The sequence below is a fragment of the Listeria floridensis FSL S10-1187 genome, from assembly GCF_000525875.1.
Taxonomy (GTDB): Bacteria; Bacillota; Bacilli; order Lactobacillales; family Listeriaceae; genus Listeria; species Listeria floridensis.
This window is the reverse complement of the sequence record NZ_AODF01000031.1, coordinates 1-12,489: the sequence shown is the minus strand read 5'-3', so window position 1 is coordinate 12,489 and position 12,489 is coordinate 1. Positions and strand designations below refer to the sequence as shown.

Annotated in this window: 8 protein-coding genes and 3 pseudogenes; 8 read left to right on the top strand and 3 right to left on the bottom strand. The window is 39.7% G+C overall.

The window, feature by feature from the left end:
- Positions 1-216: 216 nt before the first annotated feature.
- The 3 genes and pseudogenes from MFLO_RS11345 to MFLO_RS11335 form a co-directional block, all read right to left on the bottom strand.
- A complete protein-coding gene (locus MFLO_RS11345; RefSeq protein WP_036098106.1) occupies positions 217-1,269 on the bottom strand; it encodes an LCP family protein in 1,053 nt (350 codons plus the stop codon).
- 217 nt (positions 1,270-1,486) lie between these two features.
- Positions 1,487-2,039: pseudogene (locus tag MFLO_RS11340) on the bottom strand (GNAT family N-acetyltransferase).
- Positions 2,040-2,675: a YigZ family protein gene (locus MFLO_RS11335; protein WP_036098105.1), complete on the bottom strand. Its 636-nt coding sequence runs from the start codon at positions 2,673-2,675 to the stop codon at positions 2,040-2,042.
- 368 nt (positions 2,676-3,043) lie between these two features.
- Between MFLO_RS11335 and degU the strand changes: the two genes are divergently transcribed.
- From degU to MFLO_RS11295, 8 genes and pseudogenes are all read left to right on the top strand, one after another.
- Positions 3,044-3,730: a two-component system response regulator DegU gene (gene degU, locus MFLO_RS11330; protein WP_036098103.1), complete on the top strand. Its 687-nt coding sequence runs from the start codon at positions 3,044-3,046 to the stop codon at positions 3,728-3,730.
- Positions 3,731-3,748: 18 nt separating this feature from the next.
- Positions 3,749-4,604 (top strand): annotated as a pseudogene (locus MFLO_RS11325) (DegV family protein).
- 191 nt (positions 4,605-4,795) lie between these two features.
- A pseudogene (locus MFLO_RS11320) lies at positions 4,796-6,116 on the top strand (ATP-dependent helicase ComFA).
- A complete protein-coding gene (locus MFLO_RS11315; RefSeq protein ID WP_036098102.1) occupies positions 6,109-6,582 on the top strand; it encodes a hypothetical protein in 474 nt (157 codons plus the stop codon). Before MFLO_RS11320 ends, MFLO_RS11315 begins: the two are co-directional and overlap by 8 nt.
- A 197-nt stretch (positions 6,583-6,779) precedes the next feature.
- The gene (hpf, locus tag MFLO_RS11310) at positions 6,780-7,331 is read left to right on the top strand and encodes a ribosome hibernation-promoting factor, HPF/YfiA family (RefSeq protein WP_036098101.1); all 552 of its coding nucleotides are present in this window, start codon (positions 6,780-6,782) and stop codon (positions 7,329-7,331) included.
- Between the two features lie 263 nt (positions 7,332-7,594).
- Positions 7,595-10,108: a preprotein translocase subunit SecA gene (gene secA, locus MFLO_RS11305; protein ID WP_036098099.1), complete on the top strand. Its 2,514-nt coding sequence runs from the start codon at positions 7,595-7,597 to the stop codon at positions 10,106-10,108.
- Between the two features lie 117 nt (positions 10,109-10,225).
- A protein-coding gene (gene prfB, locus MFLO_RS11300) for a peptide chain release factor 2 (RefSeq protein ID WP_149023036.1) occupies positions 10,226-11,327 on the top strand; the annotation gives its coding sequence in 2 pieces (ribosomal slippage) (positions 10,226-10,297 and positions 10,299-11,327; 1,101 coding nt in all).
- A 64-nt stretch (positions 11,328-11,391) separates the two neighbouring features.
- Positions 11,392-12,207, top strand: a complete 816-nt coding sequence (locus MFLO_RS11295; RefSeq protein ID WP_036098097.1) for a YitT family protein — start codon at positions 11,392-11,394, stop codon at positions 12,205-12,207.
- Positions 12,208-12,489: the final 282 nt, after the last annotated feature.

The window sequence follows — 12,489 nt, the reverse complement described above, 5'->3', positions numbered from 1 at the left end:
CCACTTTTCGAACTAAATGGTCTTCTGGCACTAAATCATCCATGGAGATGGCCACCATTTGGTGGCGAATATCGTCTTGATGTTTGGATAACATGTTCTTCACCTCTTGTTTTTTATGTCAGTTCTCTCCTTAGTATAATCAAAAAAAGACTGTAAACAAAAGTTTTTTCACTACTTTGTCTACAGTCTGACGCACCGTTCACCGGTGCGTTTTTTTTATTCTGCTTTAGCGGTTGAAGAGCTCGAATCTTCATAAGGAAGTGCATTCGGAAAAGGACTTGTGATATCAAGTTCCGAAGCAAATTTATTCGCCACGCTTTCAACGGAATTTTCATTAAGTGCATAGTAGTAAATACCGTTTTGCGGAGCATCTTCTCCTTCAAGGTTGAGTGATTTAATCTTAAGATCATTTGTCATTGCGTATTTTGCAATTGAAATCATTTGGTTAAAAGTTAAATTCGTTTTCATGTTTTCGCCCACTGCATCAATAATACTAGAATACTTATTGATAGAGGTGATTTTAGTAGCTTCATTTACAATTGCTTTGATGATAAGCTGCTGTCTTTTGCCACGCTCGATATCACTGTCGATATGACGAGTTCGAGCGAGTGCAAGAGCTTGCTCAGCATTTAAGTGCTGTTCCCCTTTTTCAAGTGTAATTGCACCAGCTTCATCTTTGGAATTTTGCTCTGTAAAGGAAACTGGAACATCTACATCAATTCCGCCAAGCGCATCGATGATCTTTAAAAAGGCATCAAAGTCAAAACGGACATAATAATCAATTGGAATCTGGAATTTTTCTTCGACAGTTTTCATGGTGAGTTCAGGACCGCCATATGCATGAGCGGCATTGATTTTGGTGTATTTATCTATGCTCTTTTTCGGATAATCAATATGAACGTATGAATCTCGTGGGATGCTTGTCATTTCAACGCGTGAATCTTTCACATTAAAAGTAGCTAAGATCAGCGAGTCACTGCGCGGATTTCCATCCGAGGCACGTGCTGTACTAGTATCTACACCGATGATTAGTACCGAAAAATTATCTTTAATCGGTTCAATATCTTTTGTTCTTAGCGTTGAGGCCTGGCCGTTCCTGACGTTGTCAAAAGAGTTATCTGCTGCTAACTTCGTCTTGCTGAAAAGGTAAGTACCGTAACCAACTCCTACAAGAATCAGAATTAAAAATGGGATTAAAATCCAATAAAGAATTCTGCGGCGGCGTTTATATTTGGACGTACGATTTTGTCCATTAAAGCCATTATCCATATAATCATTTTCTCCTTAATTGTCGTTTTCGATTTGCTAACAACAAACACAAGCATAATTGTATCATCTCACCAAGAACCTTTTGTTACGTAAAATTTACGATTTCTTTAATTTTATAAGGTGGAAAAAGAAACGAATAGAATATGCCATCTTTTTATTATACCGAAATCTTGGTAAAAAGAAACAAAAAAAAGTGTTAGCTTTCAAAAATGTAAGACTAGCAAATTTTAATTTTCTCAAAAAAATGCTTAAAAATTAAGATTTTACTCATGCTTTGGATGGCAAGATCCCACTCTTCGGTTTCTTCAACAGCCTTAAATCCTACTTTTTCTAAAAGCTGAATCGAAGCAATGTTTTCTGGTAAAACTTTTGCGTATACACCAGAAAAGTTTAAATTTGTTTGAAGCAATATCAAAAATTGATTTAAAAGTTCAGTCATAATTCCTTTGCGCCAATGTTCTTTCGCCAATTCATAACCAATCTCGATAGTATTTTCATGTTTGTTTATTTCGTTAATGCCGAATGAGCCGATGATTTCGTCATTTAGGAAAATGGTATATCTGATAGCGTCTGGCTCTGCATCAATCGCTTTAATCATTTCTTCTGCTTGGCGAATGGAAGAGAATTGCTCAATATTCATATATTTTGCAACTGCACTGTCAGACCAAATGCGAAAAAGCGGTACAGCATCTGCAATTACGGTTTTTTTTTAACAGCAGACGATCGGTAATTAAGTGATCAGGAAGGCTGCTGAATACTTCAAGTTCCATTTAGGAAACATCCTTTTCGTGATATTTTTTCTCGCCAAGCTGGCATGTTACTTGCCCATTAGATACTTCGGTCATCCAAAGTGTAAAATTTTCGATATCTGCTTGGTCAACAAAAACAGAAAGTGTAACTTCGTCTGTAAATTCTTTTTCTGCAATTTCATAACCTTTTTGGGAAAGCAGGTTTTCAAATTTGCCAAGCTGGCTGTAGCTGATGGTGAAGGAAATCAAGGTTGCAAGCTTACGCTCCACAATGCCAATTGAATTCAATGCTTCACTTACGGCTCCTCCGTATGCGCGAACTAATCCTCCGGCGCCGAGTTTAGTTCCTCCGAAATAACGCGTTACTGTGACTGCGACATTTTTCAAATTCCTCTTTTTTAAAACTTCAAGCATCGGAACTCCGGCGGTACCACTCGGTTCGCCATCGTCGTTTGCTTTTTGAAACTCAGAACGTTCTCCTATTAAATAAGCTGAACAATTATGTGTAGCATCCCAATTCTTCTTTTTTACTTTTGCAATAAAATCTTGCGCTTCTTGTTCCGTTTCTGCTCGAATAACAGTGCAGATGAAGCGCGATTTTTGAATGACAATCTCATGTTCCCCGTTTTTGCGAATCGTCAGGTAATCGTCTAACATGTTTGCCTCCTTGTAAGTGAAAAGTAAATAATATGCTTCTATTTTAGCGGAAATACACAGGCTTGTATAGCAGAATTTTGTGGGAAATACTGGCATTCTAAGTGAAGTGGTAGCAAATTCATGTTATAATGAAAATCACTGTTACTTTTGATAGATGAAAATTAATAATTGCTTTTTTTATATAGGCAAAATGAATTACTTTCACACTTTGTTTGATTTTAAAATAAAGAGGAAATACTTCAAAGTAAGAGTGTTGAAAAAGAGATTTTGGATATTAGCTTAAAATTAAAGGGAAGACTTTAGTGCTACTTTGAATATACTGTGGATGATAAAAACCAGAGAATTTTATACGAGGAGGAATCGTTATCATGACTCTCAAAATTATGATTGTCGACGATCACCAACTGTTTCGCGAAGGAATTAAGCGAATTTTGGAATTGGAAGATTCGTTTGATGTAGTAGCGGAAGCAGAGAACGGGAAGAATATAGTTGCCAAAGTTCGTGAATATAAACCTGATATTGTACTTATGGATATTAATATGCCTACAGTAAATGGGCTGGATGCTACAGAAATGTTGGTTCGCCAATTCCCAAGCATCAAGGTTATTGTACTTACGATTCATGACTCGGATGAGTATGTAACTGAGGCGCTTCGCTCCGGAGCAGTGGGTTATTTGTTAAAGGAAATGGATGCGAAAGAGCTTGTTGATGCCATTAAAATAGTTGATGAAGGGGGAGCTTATATTCACCCAAAGGCGGCTATTAAATTGATTCGTGAATATAGGCATCTTGCAAGTACTAATACGGCTCAAGGGGCTTATGGATATCAGCAACCAGAAGTAAAAATGCCGTTGCATATTTTAACACATAGAGAGTGTGAAGTTTTACAGCTTTTGACGGATGGAAAAAGCAATCGAGGTATTGGTGAAACGCTTTTCATCAGTGAAAAAACGGTAAAGAATCACGTGAGCAGTATTTTACAAAAGATGAAAGTAAACGACCGGACACAAGCTGTTGTAACGGCGATTAAAAATGGCTGGGTTTACATTCGCTAAGGGATTTAGGGGGATAAAATGGTTAAGGAAAAAATTGCGGTTGTTGCGGACAGTACAGCTTATTTACCACAGAACTTAGTTGAGAAGTACCAGATTCGAATTGTTCCGCTTTCTGTTATTATTGACGGGGTTTCTTATAAAGAAGAAGTAGAACTCTCAACGGAGCAGTTTTATCAAAGGATTAAGACCAGTGAAGATTTTCCAACGTCTTCGCAACCTGCGCCCGGTGATTTCGTAACGCTATTCGAATCATTACGTGATGAAGGTTTTACTTCGGTGATCACGGTTCATTTGACAAGCGGGATCAGCGGTACGTTTCAAAATGCTGTTTCGGCGGGAACAATGGTGGACGGAATTGATGTCCATGCAGTGGATTCTGGGCTTGCATGTATGGCTCAAGGTTCGCTTGCGTTAAAAGCTGCGATACTTGCGGAAGAAGGTAAGTCAACTGAGGAAATTTTAGCGTATTTAGAGCGAATGAAGAAAACGATGGATGCGTACTTTATGGTAGATGACTTAAATAATCTGCAACGCGGCGGTCGGCTTTCTGGTGCACAAGCGATGATCGGAAGTCTTCTGCAAATTAAACCGATTCTTCACTTTGAGGATCTGCACATTGTTTTATTTGAAAAAGTGAGAACACAAAAAAAAGGCGCTGAAACGCATTGAAGAAATTTTAGCAGAAGCCGTTCAAAAAGGTGAAGCTGAGCAAGCATATGTCATTCATGGCAATGCCCCGGAAAAGGGCGAAAAATGGCTGAATGAATTGGTTGAACAGTTTCCAGAAGTAGAGTTTCATCTGAGTTATTTTGGCCCAGTTATTGGAACACATCTGGGTGAGGGCGCACTTGGTTTAACATGGTCGATGAAATAAGGAGAAAGCACACTTTTTAGGGTGTGTTTTTGTGTGCAAAATAATTGAAAATCGTCCTAAAATAGGGTTTTAAAGCGAGAAAACACGAAAGTTGCTTTAGGTGAATTTTGGTTTTTGCGATGCGAAAATGCTATTTTTGCTTCTGCAGATTATCTGAAAATAATGTATAACTGTGCTAGTGAGGTGAAAAAATGTATCCGGGAATTTTTTATTTACAGGAAGAACTTTCTCCGAACGTAAGCGGACTAGGGTTTCAGTGTCAGGCAGGTATTGTTGAAAAAGAAAGGAGGCTATTTTGCTTTCGCTGTGGAAATAATGATGCAAATCAATTTGGAACAACATTTCAAGGGGAGAAATATTGCCGGAATTGCTTGATGATGAAGCGAATCACGGTTTCAACCCAATTGTGTTTTAGAAAAGCAACTGAATCTGAACGGGTGTACGAGGAACAGGCCTTAAACTGGAAAGGTGCCCTTTCTACGGGACAAGAAAAAGGTTCGCTTGCTGTTTTGGTAGCCATTCAAAAGCGGGAAACACTGCTGCTCTGGGCAGTGGCGGGGTCAGGCAAAACAGAAATGACTTTTGCAGGATTGGAAGAAGCATTTAGGCAGGGACTTAGAGTTTGCTTCGCTTCCCCACGAGTAGATGTTTGTATTGAGTTGTTGCCGCGCTTTAAGGAAGTGTTTCCCAATGTTCCGCTCGTATGTTTGTATGGGGACTCGAAAGATCGTTTTCGCGGAGAAAGTTTTGTCATTGCAACCACGCATCAACTAATTCGATTCTATCAGTATTTTGATGTTGTTTTTATTGATGAGGTGGATGCTTTTCCGTATGCAAAAGATCCATTTCTTGAATACGCGGTTAAGAAGGCACTTGCTGATGGCGGAATCGAAATCTATATGACAGCGACGCCGGAACGGAGCTGGCAGATTGACTGCTTAAATGGGAAACGGAATTATGTAAAAATTCCGGCACGTTATCATCGTCATCCGCTACCCGTTCCAAAAACTATTTGGATCGGCAATTGGGCAAGAATGCTTCGGAAGAATAAAATTTCAAAAAAAAGTTCTTGGCTGGATAGAAAGACATTATCAAGCGGGCAAGCCTATCTTGCTGTTCTTCCCCAAAATCGAAGTTATGCATGCATTTGGGGATGTGCTTAAAAAAGCAGGGTATAGCAAGTTGGACTCAGTACATGCGGCTGATCGGATGCGTAAGGAAAAAACGGCTAAGCTACGAAATGGTGAGATTCAGCTTCTGCTAACGACAACTATTCTAGAAAGAGGTGTTACTTTTAGTGATGTCCAGATTGGAGTGTTTGGAAGTGATGGAGCCATTTTTACAGAGGCGGCGCTTGTGCAAATTGCGGGACGCGCAGGTAGAAAGGCCGATCGTCCAAATGGAGAAGTCTGCTTTTTTCACCATGGAAATACCCAAGAATCAAAACGGGCAATTCAACATATTAAGATGATGAATAGGCTTGGTAAAGCAGAGTGTCTTCTCGATGTTTAAATGTCTACTTTGTTCTGGTGATGTTAGACGAGAGCTTAGTTTCGCGACTGTTTTTGAATCAGCTCCGCCCAAATATCTGTGTGTAAAATGCCATGAAAGTTTTGTGAAGTGGCACAAGAAGTCTGCGAGTGATGCAAATTATGGTTATGCAGTGGATGCTGTTTTTATCTTGGACGATGCAGGGCAAAACTATCTAGAAAAATATGTAAATTTACAAGATGATGAGTTGGCAGTTTGTTTTACGGCGGAAATTCGTTCCAAGTGTTATGCTGGATTGACATACCTAACGATTAGCGACGAGGCGAGTCAACTTTTGAAAACGGCGGGGATTCCATTTTCAAATGAAGTAGAAGAAATAGAAAACCTTCGAGAATGGGGCTTATTTTGCTTACATGAAAATGAGCGAAAGGAAAGGACTGTAAAAGGTAATATAAATCATGTTTTGTTACTTTTCATGGAGATGTAATTTTTTGGTAAAAGAATGTTTGCTTTATCGGATATTGTGGAAATATGAAAGAAACAAGAGGTAAAACAAAGGTCTGAGAATAAAGCAGAAAGTTTGTGTAAATGTTTGCAAAAAACCGCTTATTCCCTTAGACTAGAAATAAGGAGAGATATTCTCCGTATCAAAAGAATTTGTTTTATCCCAAAGGAGGAATTACAATGCTTAAGTACAACATTCGTGGTGAAAACATTGAAGTAACCGAACCAATTCGAAATTATGTCGAGAAAAAAATCGATAAACTGGAAAGATATTTTACTGAAACACCGGATGCCAATGTGCATGTTAATCTAAAAGTTTATTCGGATAAAAATGCAAAAGTTGAAGTAACAATTCCTCTACCTAACCTTGTTCTTCGTGCTGAAGAGACAAGCGGAGATTTATATGCAAGCATTGATTTGATTGCTGATAAATTAGAACGGCAAATCCGTAAACATAAAACGAAAGTAAATCGTAAATTCCGCGATAAAGGAGCGGTTCAAGACTTCTTTGCTGAAGCAAGTGAAGGAGCTCCTGTTGCTGATGCGGAAAGCGATCTTGAAATTGTACGTACGAAACAGTTTGATCTGAAACCAATGGATAGTGAAGAAGCGGTACTCCAAATGAATATGCTTGGGCACAGCTTTTATGTTTACACTGATGCTGAGTCGAATGGGACTAACATCGTGTATCGTCGGAAAGATGGAAAATACGGTTTGATTGAAACAAATTAATTTGTCTTTTGAAGCACCCCGCCACATCGAGTGGGGTGCTTTTTTATTCTCCAAAAGATAATGCATAAGTTCACACAAAATACATATTTATCTGTTCAAGAAAATGATATAATGGAGAATGACGCATCAAACGTTTGAACTTCCTAATATCATTTTTTCGGAATAAGTGATAAAATTAATGAGTATATCTTATCGACAGATCGTATCCGGAAATTCATATAAAATAGCAAGATTTAGTTAAATTTAGTGGAGGAGAATTCATAATGGCAGGATTATTAAAGAAGATGTTTGAGTCTGGAAAAAAAGACATTAAATATCTTGAGAAAAAAGCAGATCAAATTGAAGCATTGGCAGATGAGACGGCTAAGTTGTCTGATGATGGACTTCGTGAGAAAACCGCAGAGTTTAAAGAGCGGGTTCAAAACGGGGAAACATTGGATGACATTTTAGTTGAGGCATTTGCGGTAGCTCGGGAAGGTGCGAAACGAGCGCTTGGCCTATACCCATTCCGAGTCCAGTTGATGGGTGGAATTGTTCTTCATGAAGGGAACATTGCGGAAATGAAAACTGGGGAAGGTAAAACGCTGACAGCGACCCTTCCGGTTTATTTGAACGCTCTTTCAAGCGAAGGCGTACACGTTGTAACAGTCAATGAATACTTGGCACAGCGTGATGCGGAAGAGATGGGAGTTCTTTATGAATTCTTAGGACTTACTGTAGGTTTGAACTTAAACGAGCTTTCGAGTGAAGAGAAACGTCAACAATATGCATGTGACATCACTTACAGCACAAATAACGAACTTGGATTCGACTATTTGCGCGATAATATGGTTGTTTATAAAGAGCAAATGGTGCAACGGCCACTTTCATTCGCAATTATTGATGAAGTTGACTCGATTTTGATTGATGAAGCCCGTACACCGCTGATTATTTCTGGTGAAGCTGAAAAGTCCAACTTGCTTTATGTGCGTGCAAATACGTTTGTTACGACACTTACGAAAGAAAAAGATTACACGGTTGATATTAAAACAAAATCGGTAAACTTGACTGAAGAAGGTATGGAGCGCGGCGAAAAATATTTCGACGTAGACAATCTTTATGATCTTGAAAATACGGTTTTGCTCCATCATATTGCCCAAGCACTGAAGGCAAACTATACGATGTCGCGCGATGTGGATTATGTGGTTCAAGATGATGAAGTTCTTATCGTTGACCAGTTCACTGGACGGATTATGAAAGGTCGTCGTTTTAGCGAGGGTCTTCACCAAGCGCTTGAAGCTAAGGAAAGTGTTACGATTCAAAACGAATCGAAAACAATGGCGACGATTACGTTCCAAAACTACTTCCGGATGTATAAGAAACTTGCCGGTATGACTGGTACAGCAAAAACGGAAGAAGAAGAATTCCGCGATATTTACAATATGCGTGTTATTGAGATTCCAACGAACCGCCCTATAGTTCGGGATGATCGTCCTGATCTGATTTATACGACAATTGATGCGAAGTTTAATGCGGTTGTTGAAGATATTGCTGAGCGTCATGCAAAAGGACAGCCGGTTCTTGTCGGTACTGTTGCCATCGAAACTTCCGAATTGATTTCAAGTAAATTGAAGCGCAAGGGAATTCGTCATGATGTTTTGAATGCGAAACAGCATGAGCGTGAAGCTAATATCATTGAAACTGCCGGTAAACACGGTGCCGTTACGATCGCAACTAACATGGCTGGTCGTGGTACGGATATTAAATTGGATGAAGAAACACTTGAAGCAGGCGGGCTTGCAGTAATTGGTACAGAACGGCATGAGTCACGGCGGATTGATAATCAGTTGCGTGGTCGTTCTGGGCGTCAAGGAGACCCTGGGGTTACGCAATTCTATCTATCAATGGAAGACGAATTGATGCGCCGCTTTGGTTCTGACAATATGAAGAGCATGATGGAACGCTTTGGTATGAGCGAAGAGGCTATTCAAAGTAAGATGGTCAGTCGTGCTGTTGAATCTGCACAAAAACGTGTTGAAGGAAATAACTTTGATTCACGTAAACAAGTCTTGCAATATGATGATGTGCTTCGTCAACAACGTGAAGTGATCTATAAACAGCGCTATGATGTGATTACAGCTGAAAGTGGGCTGCGCGAAATCATCGACGGTATGATTGAACGAACACTTCATTTTGTGGTTTCTTCAAATGCTTCTTCGCATGAATCGGAAGAAGATTGGAACTTGCAAGCAATCGTTGACTATGTAGATGCAAATCTGCTAAATGAGGGTGCTCTTACAGTTGAGGACTTGGAAGGTAAAACTTCTGAGGACATTGAAAGCTACATTTTGGAAAAAATTAAAGAAGCTTATGATGAAAAAGAAACTCTTTTGCCAGAAGCAGAATTTAATGAATTCCAAAAGGTTGTCCTTCTTCGTGTAGTGGACACGAAATGGGTGGATCATATTGATGCAATGGATCATTTGCGCGATGGTATTCACTTGCGAGCTTATGGACAAATTGATCCGCTACGCGAGTATCAATCTGAAGGATTTGAAATGTTTGAAGCGATGGTTGCATCGATTGATGAAGATGTTTCAAAATATATCATGAAGGCTGAAATCAGACAAAATCTTGAACGTGAGCAAGTTGCGAAAGGTGAAGCGGTGGATCCGGCTGACGGGAAACCAGAAGCGAAGAAAAAACCGGTCGTAAAAGATAACCACATTGGACGTAATGACCTTTGCCCTTGCGGCAGCGGTAAGAAATATAAAAATTGCCACGGCAAAGAAGCATAGAACTCGGAGCGCCATATTCGGCGCTCTTTTTGTTATAAAAAAAGAGAATAGCTTTCTAGAAAAAATTTCGATATACTAGAAAGTAGACTTTTATTAAAAGAAAAGGTGGAAATGAACATGGAATTAGCAGAAATTCGTAATTCGCTTGAGAAAACAGCGAGCCAAATTAAAGACTTTAGGGGGTCTCTTTGACTTAGAAAGTATGGAAGCCCGCATTGCTGAGCTTGAAGATCAAATGCTTGATCCTAATTTTTGGAATGATCAGCAAGCGGCACAAAAAGTTATTAATGAGTCAAATGCCTTGAAGGAAACTTATAATGCATTTCATAAAATGGAAGAAGAGCAGGAAAACCTTGACGTGAGTTTAGAGCTTTTACGGGAAGAAAGCGACCCGGATTTGCAAGCTGAACTTGAGGTGGACTTGACGAATTTTGTGAAGGAATTGGACGAATTTGAGCTCAAATTGATGCTTAGTGATCCTTACGATAAGAATAATGCTATCGTCGAGCTACACCCAGGCGCCGGAGGTACGGAGTCGCAAGATTGGGGCTCAATGCTTCTGCGAATGTATCAGCGTTTTGCAGAGAAAAAAGGCTTTAAGGTGGAAACGCTCGATTATCAAGCAGGTGATGAAGCGGGAATCAAAAGCGTTACGCTTTTAATCAAGGGACATAATGCATATGGTTATTTTAAAGCAGAAAAAGGTGTTCACCGGCTTGTCCGGATTTCTCCATTCGATTCATCTGGCAGACGGCATACTTCTTTTGTTTCAGTCGATGTTATGCCAGAAATGGATAACGATATCGAAATTGAAGTGCGGCCGGAAGACTTAAAAATTGATACGTACCGGGCAACAGGGGCTGGCGGACAACATATCAATACAACGGATTCTGCTGTTCGGATGACACATATTCCAACTGGGATTGTTGTTACTTGCCAGTCAGAACGTTCGCAGCTGAAAAACCGGGAACAAGCGATGAAGATGCTTAAGGCAAAGCTTTATCAAAAAGAACAGGAAGAAAAAGAAGCGGAACTTGCGGAAATTCGCGGGGAGCAAAAAGAAATTGGTTGGGGGAGTCAAATTCGCTCGTATGTCTTCCACCCGTATTCGATGGTGAAAGATCACCGGACAAATGTGGAAACTGGCAATACGCAAGCAGTAATGGATGGGGATTTGGACGAATTTATCAATGCTTATCTTCGTTCGCGCATCAGCTAAAATTAGGGGGTAGCTATGACAGCACAACAAGGGAGAAGAATACTTTCGCCGCGTATGAAAAAAAATACGCGATTATTTGCAAGTTGTTTTGGGATCAGCGATTATCGCGCTGGCGTTTAATGTTCTTTTGCTACCAAATCATATTGCATCTGGCGGTGTAAACGGGATTAGTACGATTATTAACTTTTTGACGGGTTGGACTCCGGCTTTCATTCAGTGGACACTCAATATTCCGCTCTTTGCTGCTGGAATCTTTTTTCTCGGCTATCAATTTGGCATTAAAACGTTTGTTGGAACGATGGCAGTTCCGTTGTTTGTATTTTTATCACAGTCTTTTAAACCGTGGACGAACGAGCCGTTAATTGCAGCGCTTTTTGGTGGAGTGATTGTTGGGATCGGTCTTGGTATCGTTTTTCGGGGTAAGGCATCGACGGGCGGAACGGATGTAGTGGCACAAATTTTGCACAAGTACACCCACCTTTCGCTCGGGATATGTATGGCATTGATTGACGGCTTCGTGGTGATGATTGCAATGGGTGTATTTGGAATTGAGTCTGGTCTTTATGCGCTGATTGCACTTTTTGCTACAAGTAAGACGATTGACTTGGTTCAAGTGGGAATGGATCAATCGAAAACGGTGATGATTATTTCGGAGCACCAAGAGGAAATTCGTGAAGCAGTCCTTTATAAGATCGGACGCGGAATTACGAGGCTTAAAGCACAAGGTGGCTATACGGACAGCGAAAAACAAATCCTTCTGTGTGTGATTCAACAACGCGGGTTTCAAAAACTCAAGGAAGTCGTGCAGGAAATTGATCCGGATGCCTTTGTTGTCGTAATGAGCGCAAGTGAGGTCATGGGTGAAGGGTTTAATAGTTAAAAAGAAACAGCTGAATTCTTTTCAGCTGTTTCTTTTTTTTATATAACAGTTTGATGACATGCAAAACCTGTGAAACTGTAAACTTGTCATGGTTTAGCTGAAAATCGGTCTATGCCTTTTCTTTCAAATTGTAAAGATTTTTTAATCTAGCTGTAATGTTATTTTTTCAAAAAAAAAACGATACAATAAAGTCACTGGAAAAACAAAAAAGTTTTCAATTGTTTTTTTTAAAGCAGTATAAAAAAGTCAAAAGAAAATATCCCCTATTTAAGGAATTCTAAA

Bases quoted from the DNA above. Each gene is read 5' to 3' on its own strand.
- MFLO_RS11315 (WP_036098102.1), top strand. From the start codon at position 6,109: ATGTTTAAATGTCTACTTTGTTCTGGTGATGTTAGACGAGAGCTTAGT.
- hpf (WP_036098101.1), top strand. From the start codon at position 6,780: ATGCTTAAGTACAACATTCGTGGTGAAAACATTGAAGTAACCGAACCA.
- MFLO_RS11335 (WP_036098105.1), bottom strand. From the start codon at position 2,675: ATGTTAGACGATTACCTGACGATTCGCAAAAACGGGGAACATGAGATT.
- MFLO_RS11345 (WP_036098106.1), bottom strand. From the start codon at position 1,269: ATGGATAATGGCTTTAATGGACAAAATCGTACGTCCAAATATAAACGC.
- secA (WP_036098099.1), top strand. From the start codon at position 7,595: ATGGCAGGATTATTAAAGAAGATGTTTGAGTCTGGAAAAAAAGACATT.
- degU (WP_036098103.1), top strand. From the start codon at position 3,044: ATGACTCTCAAAATTATGATTGTCGACGATCACCAACTGTTTCGCGAA.